Here is a 23,816-nt window from a genome sequence, read left to right as displayed (position 1 = left end):
GAAAAAGGAACAAAGAGATGTTAGAAGCCTATCGTAAAGCCGCCGCCGAGCGCGCTGCCCTTGGTATTCCCGCCCTTCCTCTGACTGCTCAGCAAACTGCTGATTTGGTTGAGCTGCTGAAAAATCCGCCTGCCGGTGAAGGTGAATTCTTGGTTGAGCTGTTGGCTCACCGCGTACCGCCCGGTGTGGACGATGCCGCCAAAGTCAAAGCTTCATTTTTGGCTGCCGTTGCCGAAGGCAGCGCATCCAGCCCGTTGATTTCCCCCGAATATGCGACCGAACTGTTGGGTACCATGCTCGGCGGTTACAACATCCACGCCTTAATCGAACTCTTAGACAACGACAAACTTGCGCCTATTGCTGCAAATGGTTTGAAACACACTTTGCTGATGTTCGACTCTTTCCACGATGTTCAAGAAAAAGCCGAAAAAGGCAACAAATACGCGCAAGAAGTATTGCAATCTTGGGCAGATGCCGAATGGTTTACTTCTCGTGCCAAAGTTCCTGAAAAAATCACCGTTACCGTCTTCAAAGTTGACGGCGAAACCAATACAGACGACCTCTCTCCTGCACCTGATGCATGGAGTCGCCCCGATATTCCGCTGCATGCGCTGGCCATGCTGAAAAACCCGCGCGACGGCATCACACCTGACAAACCGGGCGAAGTCGGTCCGATTAAATTGTTGGAAGAACTCAAAGCCAAAGGTCATCCGGTTGCCTACGTCGGCGACGTAGTCGGTACCGGTTCTTCACGCAAATCCGCAACCAATTCCGTTATTTGGCATACCGGCGAAGACATCCCGTTCGTACCGAACAAACGCTTCGGCGGCGTCTGCTTGGGCGGCAAAATCGCACCGATTTTCTTCAATACTCAAGAAGACTCCGGCGCGCTGCCGATTGAAGTCGATGTTTCCGCGCTGAAAATGGGTGATGTCGTCGATATTCTGCCTTATGAAGGCAAAATCGTGAAAAACGGTGAAACCGTTGCCGAGTTCAGCCTGAAATCCCAAGTATTGCTGGACGAAGTGCAAGCCGGCGGCCGTATCAACCTGATTATCGGTCGCGGTCTGACCGCCAAAGCGCGCGAAGCCCTGAAACTGCCTGCTTCCACCGAATTCCGCCTGCCTCAAGCGCCTGCCGAAAGCAAAGCCGGTTTCACGTTGGCGCAAAAAATGGTCGGTCGCGCCTGCGGTCTGCCAGAAGGACAAGGCGTACGTCCGGGAACTTACTGCGAACCGCGCATGACGACAGTCGGCTCGCAAGATACTACCGGCCCGATGACCCGCGATGAGTTGAAAGACTTGGCTTGTTTGGGCTTCTCCGCCGATATGGTGATGCAGTCTTTCTGTCACACCGCTGCTTATCCAAAACCTGTCGATGTCAGAACCCATAAAGAACTGCCCGCCTTTATTTCTACCCGTGGCGGCGTGGCTCTGCGTCCGGGCGACGGCGTGATCCACTCATGGCTCAACCGCCTGCTGCTGCCCGATACCGTCGGCACTGGCGGCGACAGCCACACCCGTTTTCCTATCGGTATTTCCTTCCCTGCCGGTTCCGGCTTGGTTGCTTTCGCAGCAGCCACCGGCGTGATGCCGCTCGATATGCCTGAGTCCGTATTGGTACGCTTCAGCGGCAAACTGCAACCGGGCGTAACCCTGCGCGATTTGGTGAACGCCATTCCGCTTTACGCGATTAAACAAGGTTTGCTGACCGTGGCCAAAGCCGGTAAGAAAAACATCTTCTCCGGCCGCATCCTCGAAATCGAAGGCCTGCCTGATTTGAAAGTGGAACAAGCTTTTGAATTGACTGACGCATCCGCCGAACGCTCCGCAGCAGGCTGTACTGTGAAGCTCAACAAAGAGCCGATTATCGAGTACATGAAATCCAACATCGTGTTGATGAAAAACATGATTGCCGACGGCTATCAAGACCCGCGCACTTTGGAACGCCGCATCAAAGCCATGGAAAAATGGTTGGCAAATCCTGAGCTGCTCGAAGCGGATAAAGATGCCGAATACGCTGCCGTGATTGAAATCAACATGGACGACATCAAAGAGCCGATTATCGCCTGCCCGAACGACCCGGACGACGTATGCTTCATGTCCGAACGTTCCGGCACCAAAATCGACGAAGTGTTCATCGGTTCGTGCATGACCAACATCGGTCACTTCCGCGCCGCTTCCAAACTTTTGGAAGGCAAGTCCGACATCCCCGTCCGCCTGTGGATGGCGCCGCCGACCAAAATGGACGCGAAAGAGTTGTCCGACGAAGGCCACTACGGCGTACTCGGCCGTGCAGGCGCGCGTATGGAAATGCCGGGTTGCTCATTGTGTATGGGTAACCAAGCACAAGTACACGAAGGCGCGACCGTCATGTCCACTTCCACCCGCAACTTCCCGAACCGCTTGGGTAAAAACACCTTCGTTTACCTCGGCTCGGCTGAGTTGGCAGCAATCTGCTCCAAACTGGGTAAAATCCCGACCGTTGAAGAATACCAAGCCAACATCGGCATCATCAACGAACAGGGCGACCAAATCTACCGCTACATGAACTTCAATGAAATCGACAGCTACAACGAAGTAGCCGAGAAAGTAAATGTTTAATGTAACAAGGTAAACCGATTTTCAGACGGCCTTAAATAATAAAGGCCGTCTGAAAAGGATAAATAAAGGACGTGTTCATCACGTCCTTTATTTTAGGTTTAATAAAAGGCCGTCTGAAAGATATATTTCAGACGGCCTTTTAGTACAAAACAGCGTGGTTTATTTTACGCCAAAACCAGGTTGGAGCAGGGCGCAAGGCTGACGCTCGTGACGGCTGCGGCGTGTTCTGCCGGCAATTTTGCCGCAGGCAATACCCGGGTCATTTTTGTCTTCTGTTTTTTTCGAGTTTTTGTCCGACGTGCTCGCATATTCGCTGCGTTTGTTTCTGTCATCACGGCGGGAGCGGCTGTCGTTGTGTTGATTCTGGTGTGTTTCAGATTCATCTTGGTTGCCGTTGCCCCACCAATGCGGCTCGAAGCCTTCGATGCGTTCTACTTTCAAATTGCTGCCGGTCAGCTCTTTAATGGCTTCAAACATTTTTTGTTCGGTTTTATCCATCAATGAAATGGCAACGCCGTCAGCACCGGCCCGGCCGGTACGTCCGATGCGGTGGACGTAGTCTTCGGGTTGGGTCGGCAACTCGTAGTTGATGACGAAAGGCAACTCGGCAATATCCAGGCCGCGCGCGGCAACGTCAGTGGCAACTAAAACGCGTAATGTGCCTTCTTTAAAGGCATTGAGGGTTTCCAGTCGGCTTTGTTGGGATTTGTCGCCGTGGATGGATTGCGCGGCAATGTTGCGGCGGACGAGGTCACGGGTAACTTGATCGACGCTTTGTTTGGTTTTGCAGAATACAATGACTTGATTCATATGCAAATCAACAATCAGGCGTTCGAGCAGGTTGCGTTTTTTGAGTGCATCAACGGCAATGATGTGTTGCTCGACATTGGCGTTGGTGGTGTTTTGCGCAGCCACTTCAACCATTTCAGGCGTGTGCATAAAATCTTGCGCAAGCTTGCGGATAGGCGGTGAGAAAGTGGCGGAGAAAAGCAGGGTTTGTCGTTGTTTGGGCAACATCTGCATGATTTTGCGGATATCGTCGATGAAACCCATATCAAGCATACGGTCGGCTTCGTCGAGTACAACGATTTCAACTTTGTTTAAATTGATGTTTTTTTGTTTGACGTGGTCGAGCAGTCGGCCAACCGTAGCGACAACGATTTCACAACCGGCACGCAAGTCGGCAGTTTGTTTGTCCATATTGACGCCACCGAAGAGGACGGTATGGCGCAAAGGAAGATTTTTAATGTATGCCTGCACGTTTTGATCGATTTGATCGGCCAGTTCGCGGGTCGGGGTCAATACCAACATGCGGACAGGGTGCATGGCCGGGGAAGTGCTGGATGTGGCGTAGCGTTTCAGGCGTTCGAGGCTGGGCAGCATAAAGGCGGCGGTTTTGCCTGTGCCGGTTTGGGCGGCGGCTAAAAGGTCGTGTCCGGCCAACGCCTTAGGAATGGCTGCGGCTTGGATAGGCGTCGGGTTTTCATAACCCTGATCAGTCAGGGCAGAGACCAATTCGCTGCCTAAACCGAGTGAAGAGAAAGGATTCATGATAGCGGCTTTCTGTTCAGACGGCCTTTTGCATAAATAAGGCCGTCTGAAAAAAATCTGATTCTGAAATGGACAAACCGCAGTATGGTGTCGATTCTGCGGTTTGAAAAAATGGGGTACGGAAAATCCGTCAAGTAGTCCATTATGCCATAAAACGAAGGACTCCCCAAATGATGGCGACAGCTTTGATTGGCCTGATTTTGATATTTTTACAGTCTAAGAGAAGAAAAATAAATTGATCGGCAAGGTTTTGAGTTTATTGAGGATTAAGCATTTGTCTTAACGTCAATAGGATTAATTTATCAAAAACTTACAGGCTAAAATGAAACTAAATTGGAATTGGGTACTCAATATTGAGGTGCAGGGCTGGTTGACAGCCTGTATCTCCCGTTTAACGGTAAACCATAAAATTAAAATTTAGGAATATACAATTATGAAAACTTTATTGATCGCTCTTGCAACCGGTAGCCTGATGTTGGCAGCTTGTTCTTCTTCCAAACCTGCTGAAGAAGCGGCAGCGCCACGCGTCACTGTTGAAGAAGCAATGACCCAATGCCAACAGGCATCTGGTGAAAATGCTGACCGTGCTGTGTTTGATGCCTGCATGAAAGACAAAGGCTATCAACGTACCGCTGAATCAGCTGCTTCCGAGCCTGCTGCCTCTGAACCGGTAGCAGCGCCTGAGGCTGTTGCTCCTGAAGCTGCCGCTTCCGAGCCTGCTGCTAAAGCTGTTCCTGCTAAAGCCGCTCCTGTAAAAAAAGCTGCTAAAAAAGTGAAAAAATAAGCTTCATAAAATTCAAGGCAGTCCCGCTCATCAATACTCCGGATGAAAGCAGGCTGTAGAGCAACTTGAAGACAAAGGCCGTCTGAATATGTTTCAGACGGCCTTTGTTTCGTATATGGAATTGTTCGGCAATATGGTTTAATTCAAAAAAAGACGTGTACGGTTACACGTCTTTTTCAAAGAATCAGTTTTACTGTTTGTATTCGCTGCCGTCTTTGCGGAAAAGTTTTGGCTGTTCGCCTTTTTCCACGACCTCTTTATTGATGACGACTTTGGCTACGTCTTTCAAATCAGGCAGGGCATACATGGTGTCTAAGAGGCAGCGTTCGACGATAGAGCGCAGGCCGCGCGCACCGGTTTTGCGTTCCATTGCCAGTTTGGCGATGCTGCGCAAAGCGTCTTCTTCAAATTCAAGGCTGACATCTTCCATTTCAAACAAGGTTTGATATTGTTTGACCAAAGCATTTTTCGGTTCGGTCAAAATGTTGACCAAAGCGTCTTCGTCCAATTCCGCCAATGTGGCAATCACGGGCAGACGGCCGATCAACTCGGGAATCAAACCGAATTTAATCAAGTCTTCAGGCTCGACGGTTTCAAACAGGGCTGAAATATCGGCGTTTTCATCTTTGCTGTGCACTGCCGCACCAAAGCCGATACCGCCTTTTTCAGTACGTTGGCGGATGACTTTTTCCAAGCCGGCAAATGCGCCGCCGCAGATAAAGAGGATGTTGGTGGTATCAACATTGATGAATTCTTGGTTCGGATGTTTGCGGCCGCCTTGAGGAGGAACGCTGGCCACCGTACCTTCAATCAGTTTCAGCAAGGCTTGTTGCACACCTTCGCCGGATACGTCGCGCGTGATGGACGGATTGTCGCTTTTGCGTGAAATTTTATCGATTTCATCGATATAGACGATGCCGCGCTGGGCTTTTTCAACGTCAAAATCACATTTGCCCAAAAGTTTGGTGATGATTTGTTCGACGTCTTCACCGACATAACCGGCTTCGGTCAAAGTTGTGGCATCTGCCATGACGAAAGGTACATCCAGTTTGCGCGCCAAAGATTGCGCCAACAGGGTTTTACCTGAGCCGGTCGGACCGATAAGCAGAATGTTGGATTTGGACAATTCGACTTTGCCGTCTGCTTTCGGGTGGCGCAGGCGTTTGTAGTGGTTGTAAACCGATACCGCCAACGCTTTTTTTGCGTGTTCCTGGCCGATAACGTGGTCGTTGAGGTTGGCAACGATTTCGGCAGGAGTAGGCAGTTTTTTCTCGGCGTTTTCTTCTTTTACTTTGGCAAATTCGTTTTCAATCTCGCCGGACTCGTTGTCTTGCAGCATCAGGCCGCAAGTTTCCACGCATTCGTTGCAGATGAAGGCGTGTTCGCCTTCAATCAGATTTTTAACGTCGTTTTCAGACTTTCCGCAGAATGAACAGGTGCGTTTTTCTTCAGACATAATAATTTCTTCGTATGGTTGTATGGAGGCTGTGTTGTAAAGGGGAAACAGATATTTCGGGCGTATTGCCGGATTGAGGGAATGTCTCTGACAAAGGTGCCTAAGTATAATGACTATCTTGTGTTTTTTCAAATCAGAGCAGGTATCGCGCCGTATCGTCCGAGAAACAGATGAGGGCGTGGGATTTGAATATCTCGCAAACAAACGCAAAGTTTTTTCAACTCGCTTTACAATTGCCGAAAAATTTAACAGAATGTTGAATTAAATGTATTTTTTTGAATTGGCAGATATGAAATTCTATAAAACTTTAGGAATGGTATGGACAGGTGTGGCATTGGCCTTTGCTTCTGCGCCTGCCGTTGCCGATGATATGGATGTATTGGGACAATTTTTGGAGCAAAATTTCCCAGTTCAAAATGACCCGATGGAAGCTTTTGCGTTGAGCCATGCCGACCAAGTCGAAGCTCAGGCTGCTTTGGCCGGTCCTCTGCTTTCTTCGCAATCTGCTTTGATTTTCAATAATAAAACCGGTGAAGTGCTGTATCAGAAAAATCCAGACCGCGTCATGCCGATTGCCTCTATTTCCAAATTGATGAGCGCAATGGTGGTTTTGGATGCGCATCTCGATATGAACGAGCCGATTACGATTACCGAGGCTGAAATCGACCGTTTGAAAGGTACGGGTAGCCGCTTGAGCATCGGCACGACGCTGACGCGCGGCGAGTTGTTGCATTTGAGCCTGATGAGCAGTGAAAACCGTGCCACTCATGCATTGGGCCGTACCTATCCGGGCGGTATGAGTGCGTTTGTTGCGGCCATGAATGCCAAAGCACAAAGCCTGGGCATGACCAGCAGCCGTTTCTATGAACCTACCGGTCTGAATTTCCAAAACGTTTCCACTGCACGTGATTTGAACCGTATGGTTGCGGCAGCCAGCAAATATCCGCTGATCCGTAAAAATTCGACTTCAAATTATGGCTCGGTGTTGACGGCAAATGGCCGCCAAAACTATAAAAACTCCAACGCCTTGGTGCGTGAGGGCAGCTGGAATATCGAATTGCAGAAAACCGGCTATATCCGTGAAGCCGGACGTTCTATGGTGGTTAAGGCCAATGTACAGAATCAGCCGATTACCATCGTATTGCTCAACTCTCCGTCTTCTACAACCCGCGTAAACGATGCGCGTAAGATTGAGTCTTGGATGTTGCAGCGCCGTTCTTAAATATTACGCTTAAAGGCCGTCTGAAACCGTTCAGACGGCCTTTTGTGTCAAATGTATTAAATTTGGTTACAATGTCGTTACATTAATTTTAAAACACAGAGAGAAAACATGTTGAAAAAATGGAATAAAAAATATTGGGCTGGCATGGGCGTGATTTTGGCGTTGACCGGCTGTACTTCCGTAGCGGATATGGTTGGCTACGATACCGCGACTTTAAATGAAGACGCGGCTAAAAGTTACTCACAAGTCATTCAAAAAGCGCGTGGTCAAAAAGCTTTGGATGTTTCATCGCCAACTGCTCAACGCGTTCAACGCGTGTTTGCACGTCTGCGTCCTCATGCTGAGCGCGCCAACAAAACCGGCGTGCCTTTCAATTGGCAGATGAACGTTATCCGCAGTGATGAAATGAACGCATGGGCCATGCCGGGCGGTAAAATGGCCGTGTACACTGGCATAGTAGAAAAATTGAAGCTGACGGATGCTGAAATTGCCGCTGTTGTCGGCCATGAAATGACCCATGCTTTGTTGGAACACAGTAAAAAAGCTTTGGGTGGACAAGTATTGACCGGCTTGGGCGGTTCGATTTTGGCCAGCTCAACCGGCGTGGATGGCGATTTGGTTGGCTTGGGTGCAGATTTGTTGGCAACCAAACCGTTCTCACGCCATCAGGAGAGCGAGGCGGATGCCGGCGGTGTGCGTTTGATGGCTGAAGCAGGCTACAACCCTGAGGCTGCGGTAAGCGTGTGGGAAAAAATGAATAAAGTACAGGGCGGCAGCTCATTGTCTATTTTGTCGACCCACCCGACTAATCAGGCGCGTATCAATGCAATCCGCAAAATGTTGCCTGAAGTGATGCCGATTTATCAGAAAAACAAACGTTAATTCGATGTATTGATGATTTTGCCGGTTTGAACAGATGATTCAAACCGGCAAAGTTTTATGGTTTCAGTCTGACAGTTTGGCAAATTTATCCCAATTTGCTTGAACGTACGCTGCCGCAGTTTCCAAGTCTTCGTCGGCAACGTCATAATAATCGCCATCAAGCTCTTCAAAATCGGGAAAAGTTTTGCGGATTTCATCGAAATCCCTTTGTTCGTCTGCCATTTTTTCAATGGCTTCGCCGTGTTTTTCATACAGGGCTTTGGCTTTGTCTAAGATTTTCGGTATCGGCTTGATGCGCCAGCGGCGCAGGCTGTCGGCAACCGGATTGCCGAAGATGTATTCTCCGTATCCTGAAGCGATAAGCTGTACGAAGCCGCCTTCTTGAACCTGGCTGTCGAGATAGCAAAGGGCGGTTAATGTATGCTGTTCGTCGTTGATACCGGACATGTCTTCATCGCCTGCCTGTTCAGTGTGATCCAAATAGGCTGCGCTGAGTGTATAAAGAAATGAAGCGGAATCGGAAGTATCGAAATCTTGAATGCTAAGCAGGGTGGTCATCATCATCAAAGGCCGTCTGAAAAAAGTGATTATATAATGTTTTCAGTCTGAACCTAGCGGCCGTTTTGCTTTACAATATCGGAAGATAAGAAAACATAGTGAGGAACCAAACCATGAGTACACAATCTGAAAAAAACGTTGTAGTCATCAAGCCGCAGGATTTGCCGCTGCATTGCTCCGGCCCTAATCATGAAACATGGAACGGCCATCCGCGTGTGTTCCTGCCGATTCAGTCCAACAGTGAGATTGAATGCCCGTATTGCGGCACTTATTACCGTCTTGATGGCGAGATTCCGCATCATCATTACTAATCTATGCCTATGTTGAACAAAATCATCTGCGCCTTGTGTCTGGGTTTGTGCGCTGCGTGCGGCTCGTATAAGGCCGTGCGCCCTGATGCGCCGTTACCGGTCATTGCACAGGCGCAGACGTATTCTGTCCGTTATCAATCCGCACAAGGTCGGACGATTACTGCAATTTATATCAACAGCCACAGCCCGATGATGGTTGAGCTGCGTGAAGGCAATACGGTTGAGAAACTGGTGCAAGTCCGCTTGCGCAGTCAGGGTGTCGAGTACGCCAATCCAAGCTCGCGTTGGCAGATTGGTGATGGTTTTGCTGTATTGATTCGCGGTGGGAAAGAAGTTGTATTTAAAGAGATTGTGGAATAGGGCGGTTTAGCCTTTAGCCAAAAATTTGATTAAAGGTTTGGGCAAACCATAATCTGCCAAATGTTCCGATGATACCCAAAGGCCGTCTGAAAGATGTTCAGACGGCCTTTGTTGTGTCTGAAAAGGGGTAATCATCAATAAGCGGTGGGTCAGGCGGTGGGTAAACGTGGTTTGTTCTTCGAGGCCGTCTGAAACAATGCCGAAGCGTTCGGCGTAAGCATACAAATCGTCTAATTTTTCAAAACAGGGTACGCAATACAGACCGCCCCAAATGCCTTTGGCAGGGCGTTTTTCAAGCAATAATGCGCCGTCAGTGTTATGAATAATCAGCCAATAAAGTGGGAGGGTTTGCACTTCGGGAGCAGTTTTTTTACGGGGCAGCTCGTCAATGCGGTTTTGTTTTTTTGCTTCGCAAATGTCTGCCATAGGACATTGATGGCAAAAAGGTTTTGTCCGTTTGCACACGGTTGCACCCAAGTCCATCAAGCCTTGCGTGTAGGCAGGCATATCGGCGTTTTCAGGCGGCAGTAGGCTTTCGGCGAGCGACCAGAGCGAGTTTTCAAATTTTTTGTCTTGCGGATTGCCGTCGCGGGCGAACACGCGGCAGAGAACGCGTTTGACGTTTCCGTCCAAGATGGTTTCGCGGCGGTTGAAAGCAAAGGCAGAAATGGCAGCGGCGGTACTTCTACCTACGCCGCAGAGCGTTTCCAAGTCTTTGCGCTCGGATGGAAAGACACCACCGAATTGTTCGACGACTTGTTGTGCGGCTTTGTGCAGATTGCGTGCGCGGCTGTAATAGCCCAAGCCTGCCCATAAAGATAAAACCTCGTCTTGCGGCGCGGCGGCAAGTGATTGTACGGTTGGGAATTTGGCTAAGAAACGCGGATAGTAGTCCAATACGGTAGCAACCTGCGTTTGCTGGAGCATGATTTCTGAAAGCCAGACGGAATAAGGATCTTTGACCTGCCAAGGCAAATCGTGACGGCCGTGTTGCCGTTGCCAATCAATGAGTCGTCGCGCGAAGGATGTGGGTGTGTTCATTAATATTTTCTTTTTAATTATTTATTTTTAAAACAGTATGTTACACTATAACATACAAAATAATAATCAGGATTGACTTATCTGACGGAGGGGTATATAAATATAGTTAATGTGGATTTACGTTGTATTGTTAAAGTTTATTAACCGCTCAAGGAGATTCACATGAAAGCAATGGTTTATCATGGCGCAAACGACATCCGTTTTGAAGAAAAGCCCCGCCCTCAAATTATCGATCCGACCGATGCAGTCGTCAAAATCGTTAAAACCACGATTTGCGGTACTGACTTGGGTATTTGGAAGGGTAAAAACCCTGAAGTTGCCGACGGTCGTATTCTCGGTCATGAGGGCATCGGTATTGTAGAAGAAGTCGGCGATGCTGTAAAAAACATCAAAGTCGGTGATAAAGTCATTATTTCATGTGTCAGCAAATGCTGTACTTGCGACAACTGTAAAATCCAACTTTATTCACACTGCCGCAACGGCGGTTGGATCTTGGGTTATATGATTGACGGTACTCAGGCCGAATACGTCCGTACGCCTTATGCCGACAACAGCTTGGTTCCGCTGCCTGACAACGTCAACGAAGAAGTTGCCTTGCTGTTGAGCGATGCTTTGCCGACAGCCCACGAAATCGGCGTGCAATATGGCGATGTGAAACCCGGCGATACCGTACTTATCGCCGGTGCCGGCCCTGTCGGTATGTCTGCGTTGTTGACTGCGCAACTGTATAGCCCTGCCGCCATCATCGTTTGCGATATGGACGAAAATCGTTTGAAACTGGCGAAAGAATTGGGCGCAACCCATACCATCAACCCTGCTTCCGGCGATGTGAGCAAGCAAGTTGCCGCTATCGTCGGCGAAGACGGCGTAGATTGCGCCATCGAAGCGGTCGGTATCCCTGCGACTTGGAATATGTGCCAAGACATCGTGAAACCTGGCGGCCATATTGCTGTGGTCGGTGTGCATGGTCAATCCGTTGATTTCAAACTGGAAAAACTGTGGATTAAAAACCTTGCCATCACAACAGGCCTGGTTAACGCGAATACCACCGAAATGCTGATGAAAGCCATTTCCAGCAGTTCAGTGGATTACACCAAAATGATGACCCACCGTTTCAAATTCAGCGAATTGGAAAAAGCTTACGATGTATTCAAACATGCTGCTGAAAACCAAGCCATGAAAGTGGTTTTGGAAGCGGATTGATTTGAAAATCGCTTAATATGCTGTTAATTAAAGGCCGTCTGAACATTCAGACGGCCTTTTTGTATGGTTTTATTTTTTCTTTAACCAAACGCCGCTTTCGATATGGTGGGTAAATGGGAATTGGTCGAACAGGGCGGCACGTTCGATGGTATGGGTTTGACAGAGTGTGTCGAGGTTGGCGCGCAGGGTCTCAGGGTTGCAGGAAATATAGAGGACGTTGTCGAATCGGGCAACCAATTTGAGCGTCTCATCATCGACACCGGCGCGCGGAGGATCAACGAAAATAGTTGAAAAATCATAGTTTTTCAAATCGATGCCTTGTTCTTGCAGACGGCGGAATTCACGGTTTTGCGTGTAGGCTTCGGTAAACTCTTCCGCAGAAAGGCGGGCGATTTTGAGATTGGTAATTTGGTTGGCTTCAATATTCCATTGGGCGGCGTTGACGGAAGTTTTGGAAACTTCGGTTGCCAGCACTTGATTGAAATGTTGCGAAAGCGGCAGGGTAAAATTGCCGTTGCCGCAATATAGCTCAAGCAGGTCTTTGCCTAGGTTTTGTGCTGCATCACACGCCCACGTCAGCATTTTTTGGCACACTTGGGCATTGGGTTGGGTAAAGCTGCCTTCGATTTGACGGTAGCGGAAGGTTTTGCCGTTGACTGCCAATGCTTCGGTTACGAAATCTTGGCTCAATACGATTTTTTGTCCGCGGCTGCGGCCGATGATGCGGATGCCCAAATTGTGCGCCAGCTCTTGCGCGGCTTGTTGCCATGCTTCGTTCAGCTTCTTGTGGTAAATCATGGTAACCAGCATTTCGCCGCTTAAAGTGGATAAAAATTCGACGGCGTACCAGCGGTTTTTCAGCTTGGGATGATTGGATGCGGCTTCAATCAGTTTCGGCATCAAGGCATTGATGGATTCGGATGCGGCAGGAAATTGGTCGCAACGGATCAGGCTTGCCCCGCTTGCCTTTTGCCCGCGCTCAAACATGGCGTAAAACATTTCGCCGCCTTCATGCCAGATGCGGAACTCGGCACGCATTCTGTAATGCTGTTCCGGAGATTCAAAGACTTCGATTTCTGGAAAATCCAGTCCTTGAAAAAGTTGCTGAAGATATTGCTTTTTGTCGGCTAGTTGTTGCTGGTAGGCAGTCATCGGGGCAGTCTTTCAGAAAATAATGGCGAATTATAATATAGTTGGCGCAAAGATACGAAAGGCCGTCTGAAACATCGGTTTCAGACGGCCTTTGATTTCAAAGCATCAGCTTGTCAATCAGCCTTGCATTTGTTTGGCTTGAACGGCAGTCAGGGCGATGGTGAAGACGATGTCTTCAATCAATGCGCCGCGGGACAAGTCGTTAACCGGTTTGCGCAAACCTTGCAACAACGGGCCTACGCTCAGGACGTTGGCGCTGCGTTGTACGGCTTTGTAAGTACAGTTGCCGGTATTGAGGTCTGGGAAAACCAAAACGGTTGCTTGACCGGCAACAGCGCTACCCGGAGCTTTGGATTTGCCGATAGATGGAACGGTAGCTGCATCGTATTGCAACGGACCTTCGATAGCCAAATCAGGGCGTTTCTCTTTCGCCAGTTTGGTGGCTTCGATCACAGCATCGACATCAGGGCCGCTGCCTGAGTTGATGGTAGAGTAGGAAATCATGGCCACTTTGGGATCGATACCGAAGGCTTTGGCACTGTTGGCAGATTGAATGGCGATGTCGGCCAGTTGTTCAGGCGTTGGGTTCGGATTAACCGCGCAGTCGGCAAATGCCAATACTTGGTTAGGCAGCAACATGAAGAATACGCTGGATACGAGGCTTGCACCTGGAGCGGTTTTAATCAGTTGCAGGGCAGGGCGGATGGTGTTGGCAGTGGTGTGGACTGCACCGGAAACCAAACCATCCACGTCGTTTTGAGCCATCATCATGGTACCCAGTACGACGGTATCTTGCAGCTGTTTGCGGGCATCTTCCGGAGTTAGGCCTTTGGATTTGCGCAATTCGCACATAGGTTCGACGTATTGCTCAACCAAAGAGGCAGGATCGATGATTTCCAAAGAATCAGGCAGGGAGATGCCGCGCTCTTTGGCCACGGCTTCAACTTCTTCGCGGGTAGCCAACAGTACGCAACGGGCGATGCCTTTTTCGTGACAGATAGCGGCAGCGGCGACGGTGCGCGGTTCGGCGCCTTCAGGCAGAACGATGCGCATATTGGCTTTTTGTGCGAAATCGATCAGGTTATAACGGAATTGGGCTGGAGACAGGCGTTTGGCTTCGCGTTTGGCCAAAGCGGATACATCTTGCAGTTTGTCGCTGGAGCCGAAGAAAGTCAGGCCGGTTTGCTCGGCAACTTGTGCGCCTAAAGCAGCGGCTGCGCCGTCAATGATAAAGCCTTCCAATAAGCCTGGGGAGTTGGTGTAGAGCTGTTTGGCGAGGTTTAATTGTTGGGCGATGGCGGCTGCGTCGGTGTTGTCGGATTTCAGCGCCAATACAACGCCTGCGTCCAAAGACAACGCCAATTCGACGTTTTTGCCTGCCAAGAACAATTTGTCCGCATCAGGAGTGATGCCTTCGATAACGAGGTTATCTGCGTTCAATGCTGCAACTTTACCGACAAGTGCGTCAAACCAGTCGTCGCTCTTGCCTTGAGCCAACAGGGTTTCGGCAGCAGGGTCAACGGCTTGGAAAACTTGCGCATTCAATGCCGCTGCAAATGCTTTTGCGGCTGCATTGGCGCTCAGGCCGGTAGATACCGGTACGATCAGGATTTTTGCCATTTTGTGTCCTCTCTTTCGGTGATTGTAGAAGGGTGTTGCTGTTGTGCAGCTGGTGCTGCATTTTATCACTTTGGGATAACATATACACGGTCATATTGACATATGTCATCAGGCCGTCTGAAAAGTATAAACGTAATGGGCCAAATCCATCAATCCCCCATTGCCGCCAAAAGCTCGGCTTGATGCTCGGCAATCAGGGCATCATGATTTTCTCTAAAAGTGTCAGTTTATATATTTACTCAAAATAAATATTTTTTAATTTTAAAAAAGATCGCACTATTTTAAATATACTGTTCATAGGGGAAATTCTGGTATTCAGGTAATTTAGAAATGGAGATCAGTGATTGAAGGTTAAGTCATAATTTTTGGAAGTATTAGAGTATCAGTAAAATAGAAATGAGTAAGACAAAGTTTGATTAATTCATTGGGAAAGGCCATCTGAAATTTTTGTTTCAGATGGCCTTACTCTAGAAGGTTAGTTTTCAGGCATACTACCCCATTGATTATCCCCATTGAAGGATGGTTGGCACATCAAAACAATTAGCCAGATTGGGCCAATAATAGGAATAAGTATAATGAGAAACCACCAACCTGATTTTCCTATATCATGGAGACGTCGAATAACGACAGATAAAGATGGAATAATTACAGCTAGAGCAAATAGGTAATATAGGAGGAAGAAAATATCTCCAAGACTTCTGCTAATTTCAGACATTATTATTGCGACAATAAAAATGGAAAAATCTGCAATTATTCTAAAGAGTGTATATCCCCAAAATTCTCGTTTGGATGCTCTCCCTGAAAATTGTGCATAACGTTTAGATAGCGTTTCCAAAAATAAGGCAAACAGTGATAATTGTCCATTTTCATTTCTGGATTGCGCCACAGTATTGAATGCATTTACGACATTATTAGATGAACTGCTATTTAGTGCCTTGTAAATACCAATAGCCTGACCATCTCCATTAATATCAAAATCAACATTCATGCCTCGAGTAGGAATGTTTTGTTCTTTCCATTCTTCGCTTTTAAATGGATAACGCTTACCATCCTCCCCGTTGATCAGACCACCACCGTTTTGAATTGAAAAGTCTAAAATTTGTCCCTTCATTTGTATCACTCCTAATATTTAATTGATTTCTAAGTAGAAACTACTTTTATCTTTATTCTGCCATTTGATTGAGTAAGTGATGTTTTCACTTCCTTTTGTTGTGGTCAATTTGGCAGAACATACTCTTATTTCGGCATCATGATTAACGGCAGTTTCTTCCACATCATCCAATGAAACAAATTGACCTAAAAGAAATGAGCGTTGGTTAATGATTTTTTTAACCAAATCTTCTGCATCACTTGAACCGCATGAAGGTAAGCCCCCCATACAACCAGTTAATAACATCACTGGTAAAATCCCAGCAAAGAGATAGTGTTTAATTTTCATTTGGTCACCTCAAGATTTAAAGTTTCATAAAAATGGAAAAGTACAGTAAAACTGTATGAAGTATTGCATTTAAGTATTTTTATGTCAAGAAGTACAGCAATACAATTTCAATTGAATCTATTTCTCTCTAATATCTTTTGCATGAATATAAGTCGTGCAATTAGATTTTTGAGAAAACAAAAAGGTTGGACACAGCAGCAACTTGCTGATTTTGCAAATACTTCGAAAAGTAATATCTCCAATCTTGAGAATGGTAATCAAGGATACAGTGAGGCTATCTTAAAATATCTTGCTGATGCATTGGGATGCCGTGTTTCGTCTATTTTTCTGCTAGCAGAATACTTGGAAAGACAGCAAAACAATACATTAAAGGATTTAGAAGAAATGCCGGTCGAACTGATTTTTTTACAACTTCCTGAACCTTTACAACAGTCTTTTAAATTATTGATGATCCAGACCTTGGAGCAAATCTCAAAATAAATACTGTTTTATAGGTTTGTTTGTTTTTAAATAAAAGCCGTCTGAAATTTACATTTCAGACGGCTTTTATATTGGTAATGATGATCAGAGTGAGGCAAATATCAATCCCCCATTGCCGCCAAAAGCTCGGCTTGATGCTCGGCAATCAGGGCATTGGTGATTTCTTCCAAGTCGCCGTCCATCACAAAATCCAGTTTGTGCAGGGTAAGGTTGATGCGGTGGTCGGTCACGCGACCTTGTGGGTAGTTGTAGGTGCGGATGCGTTCGCTGCGGTCGCCACTGCCGATTAGGGATTTGCGTTCGGCGGCCTCTTTGGCTTGGGCTTCGCGTTTTTGTGCGTCGTTTAAGCGGGCAGCGAGGACTTTCATCGCCTGTGCTTTATTGGCGTGTTGGCTGCGGCCGTCTTGGCATTCGACCACCATGCCGGTGGGCAAGTGGGTGATGCGGACAGCGGAGTCGGTTTTGTTGATGTGCTGACCGCCGGCGCCGGATGCGCGGAAGGTATCGATGCGCAGGTCGGCAGGGTTCAACTCGATGTCTTCCAGTTCGTCCGCTTCGGGCATGACGGCGACGGTACAGGCTGAGGTGTGGATACGGCCTTGGCTTTCGGTAGCAGGGACGCGTTGCACGCGGTGGCCGCCGGATTCAAATTTCAGACGGCTGTACGCGCCTAAGCCGATAATGCGGGCGATGACTTCTTTATAGCCGCCCAACTCGCTTTCGTTAGCGGAAACAATTTCGACCTGCCAGCGGTTGCGTTCGGCGTAGCGGCTGTACATGCGCAGCAAATCGCCTGCAAACAGCGCGGCTTCGTCGCCGCCTGTTCCGGCGCGCACCTCGATGAAAATGTTTTTGTCGTCGTCGGCATCTTTGGGCAGCAAGAGTTTTTGCAATTCGGTATCGAGTGTGTCGATTTTGGCTTTGGCCACTTCGATTTCTTCGGCGGCAAAGTCTTTCATTTCAGGGTCGGACAGCATTTCTTCGGCATCCGCCAAGTCGCTTTGCGCCAGCTGATAGTTTTGGAACACTTCGACCACGGGCGTCAATTCGGCGTGTTCGCGTGTGAGTTTGCGGTAATTGTCCATGTCGGACGTGGCTTCGGGCTGTCCGAGCAAATGCGTGACTTCTTCCAGTCGGTCGCTGAGTTGTTGTAGTTTTTCTAAAATAGACGGCTTCATAAATTTTCCAAAATACGGATGCCGTCGAGTGGTCTGCAACGGCGAAATAAGGCGTTATTATAATGGGTTTGAATGAAAATTCAAAAAGATATGATGGATTGGAAAGGCCGTCTGAAACCTGTTTTGAAGTTTCAGACGGCCTTTTTTCATATGTGCTTATTTAGGCGCAGCCAAGATGCCTGTTTGGTTCAGCAGGAACAAAACGGTAAAGCCGGTCAAATAAATCAAACCGATAATGGCGAGGAAGTTCATGCCCATGGTCAGTTTGTGTCGTTTGTCGCCTTTGACGAGGCGGTAGTTCAACCAAGCGAACACTGGGGCGGCAACGAAAGCGGTAATCATGGCGAATTTGAGCAGCTCGGCCATTGCGCTGTTGAACCAGAAAATCACGGCCAAGCCTGAGCCTGCGACCCAAATGTTCCAAGCAAACAATTCGGCATTGCCGGTTTTGTCTTTGCCGCGCAGCAGGCGTACCGGTTCGGCAATCGCGCGCGCGTAGCCGTCCACTACGGTAATCGTCGTGCCGTACATACAGGCGAAGGCGATAAATGCCACCAGCGGACGCGACCAGTCGCCGATGGTCACGGCGTACATATTAATCAGTTGGCCGACATATTTGCCGCCCGCCATTTGCACTTCTTCGCCGTTGCCATATTGGACATATGCACCCAAGGCGAGGAAGACAACCGCCAAAATCGCGCTGGTAATGTAGCCGACGTTGAAGTCAAAAATGCCGTCGCGGTAGCTGGAAGGGTTGATGCGTTGTTTTTCGGTAACCCACAAAGAGTTGATGGCGGAAATTTCAATCGGCGCAGGCATCCAGCCCATCAGCGCGATGAGAAAGCCCAAGCCTGCCAGTGTCCATGGGGTAGGCTCGATAAAGTCGGGTTTCATCTGCATGCCGCGAGACATGGCCACGGCGGCTGCGGCGACGGTGGCGATGGTCAGGCTGACGATGATGATTTTGGAAACGTTGTCCAATGCTTTATAGCGACCGCTTGCCAAAATCAGCAGGCAGGAAACCATAATCATGACGGATACCATGCCGGCATCGAAAGTCAGCGACGGGATCGCCATTTTGACGATGGCGGCGGTAACAATGGCGACCGCACCGGCATTAATCGTTGCCGATGCAATACATAAAATCAAAAATACCCACAAATAAACGCGGCTTTTTTCGGCATAGCCCTCAATCAGGCTTTTGCCCGTGTCTAGAGTGTAATGTGCGCTGAAGCGGAAAAACGGGTATTTGAACAGGTTGGTCAGAATAATAATCAGCGCAAGCTGCCAGCCGTAAAGTGCGCCTGCCTGCGTGGAGGCAATCAGGTGCGAGCCGCCGACTGCCGCCGAAGCCATCATGATACCCGGGCCGAGAGCATTGATTTTGCTCTTCCAGGTGGAAGCGTGTGTATGTTGTTCAGCCATAATTAGTTTCCGCCTTTTTCAGACGGCCTTATTATCAAAAAAAAAGCATATTTTAACGTAAATAAAAAGTTTGCCCAATAATATGCGTAATACTTTTTATCAATCAAAAGGAAAATACGGTGTTAAAAAGCCGAGATGACGGAGTGAACGATATTTTGTGCCAAAAACATTTTTTCAGACGGCCTTGTATCGCTTTTTATTCATGAACATGGGGTAGGGAGGGCAGAGTGTGTCGGTTTGGAAACGGAACGGCCGGGCGAGGCTTTTTGATGCCTTGAGGCCGGCATATTAAGGGGAAGTATGGAGCAGGGAATCCACGTTTTGCTCGGTTATCTCGGCCAGTTGTGCCAGCGGTACGCCGCGCAGTTCGGCGGCAATTTCGGCGATACGGCGGATGTTGGCCGGGGTATTGGTTTCGTGGCCGAGCATAAAGGGGCTGTCGGTTTCGAGAACAAAATCCGTGTCGTCTAAGGCTTGTAAGGCGGTACGGACTTTTTTGGCATTGGGATTGAGCAACAGCGAGCCTATGCCGATTTTAAAGTTGAGTTTTACCAAAATCCGCGCTTCTTCTACGCTGCCGGAGAAAGCGTGGACAATACCGCCTTGTGTGAAACCGGCGGTTTTAACGGCGGCGGCAATGGTGGCGGTGGCTTTCAGATTATGGATGATGACGCGGCGGTTGAGGTGTTGGGCGAGGATGAGTTGGCGGATAAAGACGTCGGTCTGCGTGTCGCGTTGCGCTTGGGTTTGCTCTTTGCCATAAAAATCTAAACCGATTTCGCCAACCCATGCTTGCGGATGTCGGATTAATTCTTTCTCTAACTCTTGGAATGCCGCTTCGTTGAGGCCGTCTGAAAACCACGGATGAATGCCCAAAGCAATATGGATGTTTTCAGACGGCCTTTCCAACTGCGCAACGGAATGCCAATCATTGGGGGACGTAGCCGGTACGATGAAACGCGCTACGCCGGCGGCTTGCGCTTCGGCAAGCACAGCAGGCAGCGTGCTGGCAAGTTTGGGGTCGGCAAGATGGCAGTGGGTGTCGGTGAAAGTCATATTAAATAGCGGTTTACAGCAGATTTAATTGTTGCAATTCTTGTTGCACCTTATCCGCATTCCAGTCATGAGATACGGCGAGGGTCATCAGCGCGGTAGCCGTTTCGAGATTGCATTTGCCGCCGTTGATGATGCCTGCCTGACGCAAAGCATCGCCTTGGGCATAGACGGCGGCGGCGCAACCTTGCGGCACTTGGCTAATGTTGAGCAACAACTTGCCTTGTTGCGTAAAGGCTTGAACGGCTCGGACAAACGCATCGTTACTCGGCGCATTGCCGTGTCCGTAGCTTTGCAGGATTAGGGCTTGGGCGCAAAGGTGGGGCAGGCCGTCTGAAAGTTCTTGCGCAGCATAACCGGGAGTCAGCGTGCGGACGGAAACTTTGGCTTCAGGATTGGGAAGACGCGGTTTGAGGCCGTCTGAATGTTGGGTCGGGACGGTACGGATATTGTGCCAACCTTTGTTTTCCTCCCATTCGGCGAGCGCGCCAAAATGCAGGTTGTCAAAACCAGCGGCGGTCTCGGTGCTGACCTTGCTGCTGCCGACGGCGGGGAAGAGCTTGCCGTCAAAGGCAATCGCCACTTGTTTGAGCTTGAGCGAGAAAGCGGAAACGGCGGTGGCCAGGTTGCGCGGCGCATCGCTGTTGGCGGCATCGTAAGGCCATTGCGAGCCGGTCAGGATAACGGGTTTGTCCAAACCTTGCAGCGAGAGGACGAAGAGGTTGGCGGTGTATGCCATGGTATCCGTGCCGTGCAACACCAAAATGCCGTCATAGTCAGGCAGCTTGGCGATAATAAGCTCCAACCAGTCGCGTTGGTTTTGCAGCGTTACCGCGGAAGAATCGATGAGCGGCTGGCAAACGTGCCATACGAAATCAAGGCCGTCTGAAAAGGGGGCAAGGGCTTTATCGACGAGAGCGGTATCGGGACGCAGGCCGGCGCTGCTTTGGGTCATGCCGATGGTGCCGCCGGTGTAGAGGACAAAGATTTTTTGTTTCATGGTGTTTCTGATGAATGATTGAGGCCGTCTGAAAGAGGGGAAGCGTTTCAGACGGCCTGGAATGGGGTTTATTGATTGGTTTGTTTTTTGGCTTTTGCCGCGCGTTTTTCGTGCAGTTTCTCGCGGAAGAAGGTGTGGCGGCGGTGTTTTTTCCACCAAATCCAGCCGACAATGACTGCGCCGATGCCCAGTACGATAAAGATACCGGATTGCAGGCTGTGCATTTTTTTCATCAGCCAGTCGGTATTGCGTGCGCCGTATTCACCCAAATAAATCCAAACCGGAACGGAAATCAGCGCGGCCAAACCGTCCATCAGGATGAAGCGCAGGTAGGAAACCTTGCGGCTGATGCCTGCGGTCACGAAAACTGCGGTACGCAGGCCGGGCAGGAAACGGGCGACGAATAAAACCCAGTTTCCGTATTTGTCGAATTTTTCCTGTACTTGGGCATAGCGTTTGGGCGTCATCACGCGCGCGATCGGTTTGAATTTAAGGATTTTTTGTCCCCAAATCCGGCCGGCCGCAAACATAAAGCCGTCGCCTACCAATACGCCGAGCATGCCGACGGCAAACATAATATGCGAGTTGGTATAACCCAGGCCGGAAATCACACCGCCGGTTACCAGCGTCAAATCCTCAGGAATCGGTACGCCGAAGCCGCAAATAACCAAAACGAAAAACACGGCCGCATAGCCGTATTCAACGAAAAAAGATTCTAAAAATGCAAACATGGCCGCCGTCCCACGATAGATATTGATTGATGACTGGATTAAGTTGGAATTCTACCAAAGATAAGGCCGTCTGAAAGCAATCACAAGCAGATATTGTTCAAATTTGACGGTAGTTTGCAAAAAATATGGAAATTCGGACGCGGAAAGTTGGGATATGGACGGATTTGGCAGGTACAATAGCCGCTGGTTTATCTTTCAAACCCGAAATGGCGGTCTGCTTTCAGACAGCCTGTTCAGGAAAATGAAATCATGAAATACAGAGATTTGCGAGAATTTATCGCCGGATTGGAAGCCGATGGCAAACTCAAGCGCATTCAGCATCCGGTGTCGCCGCATTTGGAAATGACCGAAATTGCCGACCGCGTGCTGCGCGCCGAAGGACCGGCGTTGCTGTTTGAAAACCCGATTAAGCCCGACGGCACGCGCTACGATTATCCCGTGTTGGCGAACCTGTTCGGCACGCCCGAACGCGTGGCGCTGGGCATGGGCGCGGACAGTGTGTCCAAGCTGCGCGAAATCGGGCAGACGCTGGCGTATTTGAAAGAACCCGAACCGCCTAAAGGCATTAAAGACGCGTTTTCCAAATTGCCGCTGCTGAAAGATATTTGGAGCATGGCGCCGAACGTGGTAAAAAACGCGCCGTGTCAGGAAATCGTGTGGGAAGGTGAAGACGTTGATTTATATAAACTTCCGATTCAGCATTGCTGGCCGGAAGACGTTGCGCCACTGGTCACATGGGGCTTGACCGTCACGCGCGGACCGTACAAAAAACGCCAAAATCTCGGCATTTACCGCCAGCAATTAATCGGCAAAAACAAGCTGATTATGCGCTGGCTGTCGCATCGCGGCGGCGCGCTGGATTATCAGGAATTCCGCAAACTCAATCCTGATACGCCGTATCCCGTCGCCGTTGTCCTCGGTTGCGACCCTGCCACCATTTTGGGCGCGGTAACGCCTGTTCCCGATACCTTGAGCGAATACCAGTTTGCCGGACTGCTGCGTGGTTCGCGGACGGAACTGGTGAAATGTATCGGCAATGATTTGCAAGTGCCTGCCCGTGCCGAAATTGTATTGGAAGGCGTGATTCATCCGAACGAAACCGCGCTGGAAGGCCCATACGGCGACCACACGGGCTATTACAACGAGCAGGACCATTTCCCCGTGTTTACGGTCGAACGCATCACCATGCGAGAAAACCCGATTTACCACTCCACCTACACGGGCAAACCGCCCGATGAGCCTGCCGTTTTGGGCGTGGCGTTGAACGAAGTGTTCGTTCCGCTTTTGCAAAAGCAGTTCCCCGAAATCACCGATTTCTACCTGCCGCCCGAAGGCTGCTCCTACCGCATGGCGGTGGTCAGCATGAAAAAACAGTACGCCGGACACGCCAAGCGCGTGATGATGGGCTGCTGGTCGTTCCTGCGCCAGTTTATGTACACCAAATTCATCATCGTGGTCGATGACGATGTGAACGTGCGTGACTGGAAAGAAGTCATCTGGGCAGTCACCACGCGCATGGATCCCGTACGCGACACTGTTTTAATGGAAAATACGCCCATCGACTACCTCGACTTCGCCAGCCCCGTCAGCGGACTCGGCGGCAAAATGGGTTTGGATGCGACTAACAAGTGGCCGGGTGAAACCAACCGCGAATGGGGACGGGTGATCAAAAAAGACCCTGCCGTTACGGCCAAGATTGATGAGATTTGGGAGCGTTTGGGTTTGTAGATGTCATTTCTATTGGAATTTATACTTCAAATCGTGATGG

22 protein-coding genes are annotated in these 23,816 nt (G+C 49.2%); 9 read left to right on the top strand and 13 right to left on the bottom strand.

The window, feature by feature from the left end; genetic code table 11:
* Positions 1-17: 17 nt before the first annotated feature.
* On the top strand, positions 18-2,603 hold the full coding sequence (acnB, locus tag BBP27_RS06040) for a bifunctional aconitate hydratase 2/2-methylisocitrate dehydratase (RefSeq protein ID WP_188211455.1): 2,586 nt from the start codon (positions 18-20) through the stop codon (positions 2,601-2,603).
* Positions 2,604-2,762: 159 nt separating this feature from the next.
* On the opposite strand, the gene BBP27_RS06035 is transcribed toward acnB, so the two are convergent.
* Positions 2,763-4,157 (bottom strand): DEAD/DEAH box helicase, encoded by a 1,395-nt coding sequence (locus BBP27_RS06035; RefSeq protein ID WP_188211475.1) that lies wholly within the window; start codon positions 4,155-4,157, stop codon positions 2,763-2,765.
* Between the two features lie 430 nt (positions 4,158-4,587).
* Here BBP27_RS06035 and BBP27_RS06030 point away from each other — a divergent pair, with 430 nt between their 5' ends.
* Positions 4,588-4,938 (top strand): hypothetical protein, encoded by a 351-nt coding sequence (locus tag BBP27_RS06030; RefSeq protein WP_188211456.1) that lies wholly within the window; start codon positions 4,588-4,590, stop codon positions 4,936-4,938.
* 190 nt (positions 4,939-5,128) lie between these two features.
* On the opposite strand, the gene clpX is transcribed toward BBP27_RS06030, so the two are convergent.
* Positions 5,129-6,394: an ATP-dependent Clp protease ATP-binding subunit ClpX gene (gene clpX, locus BBP27_RS06025; RefSeq protein ID WP_188211457.1), complete on the bottom strand. Its 1,266-nt coding sequence runs from the start codon at positions 6,392-6,394 to the stop codon at positions 5,129-5,131.
* A gap of 313 nt (positions 6,395-6,707) precedes the next feature.
* Between clpX and BBP27_RS06020 the strand changes: the two genes are divergently transcribed.
* Both BBP27_RS06020 and BBP27_RS06015 read left to right on the top strand, forming a co-directional pair.
* Positions 6,708-7,616: a serine hydrolase gene (locus BBP27_RS06020; RefSeq protein WP_410505886.1), complete on the top strand. Its 909-nt coding sequence runs from the start codon at positions 6,708-6,710 to the stop codon at positions 7,614-7,616.
* A 108-nt stretch (positions 7,617-7,724) separates the two neighbouring features.
* Positions 7,725-8,498: a M48 family metallopeptidase gene (locus tag BBP27_RS06015; RefSeq protein WP_150537636.1), complete on the top strand. Its 774-nt coding sequence runs from the start codon at positions 7,725-7,727 to the stop codon at positions 8,496-8,498.
* A 63-nt stretch (positions 8,499-8,561) separates the two neighbouring features.
* Here BBP27_RS06015 and BBP27_RS06010 read toward each other — a convergent pair whose 3' ends face one another.
* Entirely contained in the window at positions 8,562-9,056 is a 495-nt protein-coding gene (locus tag BBP27_RS06010) for a DMP19 family protein (protein ID WP_502887255.1), read from the bottom strand.
* A 113-nt stretch (positions 9,057-9,169) separates the two neighbouring features.
* Here BBP27_RS06010 and BBP27_RS06005 point away from each other — a divergent pair, with 113 nt between their 5' ends.
* Together BBP27_RS06005 and BBP27_RS06000 are read left to right on the top strand one after the other, a co-directional pair.
* Positions 9,170-9,367, top strand: coding sequence for a zinc-finger domain-containing protein (locus tag BBP27_RS06005; RefSeq protein WP_003745781.1), 198 nt, complete (start codon positions 9,170-9,172; stop codon positions 9,365-9,367).
* Between the two features lie 3 nt (positions 9,368-9,370).
* On the top strand, positions 9,371-9,727 hold the full coding sequence (locus BBP27_RS06000; RefSeq protein WP_188211460.1) for a hypothetical protein: 357 nt from the start codon (positions 9,371-9,373) through the stop codon (positions 9,725-9,727).
* 6 nt (positions 9,728-9,733) lie between these two features.
* On the opposite strand, the gene mutY is transcribed toward BBP27_RS06000, so the two are convergent.
* On the bottom strand, positions 9,734-10,768 hold the full coding sequence (mutY, locus tag BBP27_RS05995) for an A/G-specific adenine glycosylase (protein ID WP_188211461.1): 1,035 nt from the start codon (positions 10,766-10,768) through the stop codon (positions 9,734-9,736).
* Positions 10,769-10,930: 162 nt separating this feature from the next.
* Between mutY and BBP27_RS05990 the strand changes: the two genes are divergently transcribed.
* Positions 10,931-11,971 (top strand): zinc-dependent alcohol dehydrogenase family protein, encoded by a 1,041-nt coding sequence (locus BBP27_RS05990; RefSeq protein WP_188211462.1) that lies wholly within the window; start codon positions 10,931-10,933, stop codon positions 11,969-11,971.
* A gap of 69 nt (positions 11,972-12,040) precedes the next feature.
* Here the strand turns inward: BBP27_RS05990 and trmA are convergent, their stop codons facing one another.
* The 4 genes from trmA to BBP27_RS05970 form a co-directional block, all read right to left on the bottom strand.
* Positions 12,041-13,123 carry a tRNA (uridine(54)-C5)-methyltransferase TrmA gene (trmA, locus tag BBP27_RS05985; protein WP_188211463.1) on the bottom strand — a complete coding sequence of 361 codons (1,083 nt, stop codon included), beginning with the start codon at positions 13,121-13,123 and terminating at the stop codon, positions 12,041-12,043.
* A 117-nt stretch (positions 13,124-13,240) separates the two neighbouring features.
* Positions 13,241-14,743 (bottom strand): phosphate acetyltransferase, encoded by a 1,503-nt coding sequence (gene pta, locus BBP27_RS05980; RefSeq protein ID WP_188211464.1) that lies wholly within the window; start codon positions 14,741-14,743, stop codon positions 13,241-13,243.
* 475 nt (positions 14,744-15,218) lie between these two features.
* Complete coding sequence (locus tag BBP27_RS05975; RefSeq protein ID WP_004519377.1) at positions 15,219-15,854, bottom strand: DUF805 domain-containing protein; 636 nt, start codon at positions 15,852-15,854, stop codon at positions 15,219-15,221.
* A gap of 18 nt (positions 15,855-15,872) precedes the next feature.
* On the bottom strand, positions 15,873-16,181 hold the full coding sequence (locus tag BBP27_RS05970) for a hypothetical protein (protein ID WP_003745794.1): 309 nt from the start codon (positions 16,179-16,181) through the stop codon (positions 15,873-15,875).
* A gap of 81 nt (positions 16,182-16,262) precedes the next feature.
* Here BBP27_RS05970 and BBP27_RS05965 point away from each other — a divergent pair, with 81 nt between their 5' ends.
* A complete protein-coding gene (locus BBP27_RS05965) occupies positions 16,263-16,661 on the top strand; it encodes a helix-turn-helix domain-containing protein (protein WP_223168901.1) in 399 nt (132 codons plus the stop codon).
* 101 nt (positions 16,662-16,762) lie between these two features.
* Here BBP27_RS05965 and prfA read toward each other — a convergent pair whose 3' ends face one another.
* From prfA to BBP27_RS05940, 5 genes are all read right to left on the bottom strand, one after another.
* Positions 16,763-17,839, bottom strand: a complete 1,077-nt coding sequence (gene prfA / locus BBP27_RS05960) for a peptide chain release factor 1 (protein ID WP_188211465.1) — start codon at positions 17,837-17,839, stop codon at positions 16,763-16,765.
* A 156-nt stretch (positions 17,840-17,995) separates the two neighbouring features.
* Positions 17,996-19,264, bottom strand: a complete 1,269-nt coding sequence (locus BBP27_RS05955; protein WP_070695340.1) for an Nramp family divalent metal transporter — start codon at positions 19,262-19,264, stop codon at positions 17,996-17,998.
* A gap of 288 nt (positions 19,265-19,552) precedes the next feature.
* Positions 19,553-20,320: a TatD family hydrolase gene (locus tag BBP27_RS05950; protein ID WP_188211466.1), complete on the bottom strand. Its 768-nt coding sequence runs from the start codon at positions 20,318-20,320 to the stop codon at positions 19,553-19,555.
* A gap of 13 nt (positions 20,321-20,333) precedes the next feature.
* Positions 20,334-21,317, bottom strand: coding sequence for an asparaginase (locus BBP27_RS05945; protein ID WP_188211467.1), 984 nt, complete (start codon positions 21,315-21,317; stop codon positions 20,334-20,336).
* A 68-nt stretch (positions 21,318-21,385) separates the two neighbouring features.
* Positions 21,386-22,048 (bottom strand): DedA family protein, encoded by a 663-nt coding sequence (locus tag BBP27_RS05940; protein WP_036491712.1) that lies wholly within the window; start codon positions 22,046-22,048, stop codon positions 21,386-21,388.
* Positions 22,049-22,297: 249 nt separating this feature from the next.
* Here BBP27_RS05940 and ubiD point away from each other — a divergent pair, with 249 nt between their 5' ends.
* On the top strand, positions 22,298-23,776 hold the full coding sequence (ubiD, locus tag BBP27_RS05935; protein ID WP_188211468.1) for a 4-hydroxy-3-polyprenylbenzoate decarboxylase: 1,479 nt from the start codon (positions 22,298-22,300) through the stop codon (positions 23,774-23,776).
* Positions 23,777-23,816: the final 40 nt, after the last annotated feature.

The sequence above is a fragment of the Neisseria sp. RH3002v2g genome (assembly GCF_014596425.2).
In the GTDB taxonomy this organism is placed as follows: domain Bacteria; phylum Pseudomonadota; class Gammaproteobacteria; order Burkholderiales; family Neisseriaceae; genus Neisseria.
Note: the sequence above shows the minus strand (reverse complement) of the source record. Positions and strands in the feature narration are given on the sequence as shown.

Excerpts from the sequence above, each read along its gene's own strand:
- trmA (WP_188211463.1), bottom strand. The coding sequence starts at position 13,123 with ATGACTGCCTACCAGCAACAACTAGCCGACAAAAAGCAATATCTTCAG.
- BBP27_RS06000 (WP_188211460.1), top strand. The coding sequence starts at position 9,371 with ATGCCTATGTTGAACAAAATCATCTGCGCCTTGTGTCTGGGTTTGTGC.
- BBP27_RS06010 (WP_502887255.1), bottom strand. The coding sequence starts at position 9,056 with ATGACCACCCTGCTTAGCATTCAAGATTTCGATACTTCCGATTCCGCT.
- acnB (WP_188211455.1), top strand. The coding sequence starts at position 18 with ATGTTAGAAGCCTATCGTAAAGCCGCCGCCGAGCGCGCTGCCCTTGGT.
- BBP27_RS05990 (WP_188211462.1), top strand. The coding sequence starts at position 10,931 with ATGAAAGCAATGGTTTATCATGGCGCAAACGACATCCGTTTTGAAGAA.
- BBP27_RS06020 (WP_410505886.1), top strand. The coding sequence starts at position 6,708 with ATGGTATGGACAGGTGTGGCATTGGCCTTTGCTTCTGCGCCTGCCGTT.
- BBP27_RS05940 (WP_036491712.1), bottom strand. The coding sequence starts at position 22,048 with ATGTTTGCATTTTTAGAATCTTTTTTCGTTGAATACGGCTATGCGGCC.
- mutY (WP_188211461.1), bottom strand. The coding sequence starts at position 10,768 with ATGAACACACCCACATCCTTCGCGCGACGACTCATTGATTGGCAACGG.
- BBP27_RS06015 (WP_150537636.1), top strand. The coding sequence starts at position 7,725 with ATGTTGAAAAAATGGAATAAAAAATATTGGGCTGGCATGGGCGTGATT.
- ubiD (WP_188211468.1), top strand. The coding sequence starts at position 22,298 with ATGAAATACAGAGATTTGCGAGAATTTATCGCCGGATTGGAAGCCGAT.
- BBP27_RS06030 (WP_188211456.1), top strand. The coding sequence starts at position 4,588 with ATGAAAACTTTATTGATCGCTCTTGCAACCGGTAGCCTGATGTTGGCA.
- BBP27_RS05970 (WP_003745794.1), bottom strand. The coding sequence starts at position 16,181 with ATGAAAATTAAACACTATCTCTTTGCTGGGATTTTACCAGTGATGTTA.
- pta (WP_188211464.1), bottom strand. The coding sequence starts at position 14,743 with ATGGCAAAAATCCTGATCGTACCGGTATCTACCGGCCTGAGCGCCAAT.
- prfA (WP_188211465.1), bottom strand. The coding sequence starts at position 17,839 with ATGAAGCCGTCTATTTTAGAAAAACTACAACAACTCAGCGACCGACTG.
- BBP27_RS05950 (WP_188211466.1), bottom strand. The coding sequence starts at position 20,320 with ATGACTTTCACCGACACCCACTGCCATCTTGCCGACCCCAAACTTGCC.
- BBP27_RS05945 (WP_188211467.1), bottom strand. The coding sequence starts at position 21,317 with ATGAAACAAAAAATCTTTGTCCTCTACACCGGCGGCACCATCGGCATG.
- BBP27_RS05955 (WP_070695340.1), bottom strand. The coding sequence starts at position 19,264 with ATGGCTGAACAACATACACACGCTTCCACCTGGAAGAGCAAAATCAAT.
- BBP27_RS05965 (WP_223168901.1), top strand. The coding sequence starts at position 16,263 with ATGTCAAGAAGTACAGCAATACAATTTCAATTGAATCTATTTCTCTCT.
- BBP27_RS05975 (WP_004519377.1), bottom strand. The coding sequence starts at position 15,854 with ATGAAGGGACAAATTTTAGACTTTTCAATTCAAAACGGTGGTGGTCTG.
- clpX (WP_188211457.1), bottom strand. The coding sequence starts at position 6,394 with ATGTCTGAAGAAAAACGCACCTGTTCATTCTGCGGAAAGTCTGAAAAC.
- BBP27_RS06005 (WP_003745781.1), top strand. The coding sequence starts at position 9,170 with ATGAGTACACAATCTGAAAAAAACGTTGTAGTCATCAAGCCGCAGGAT.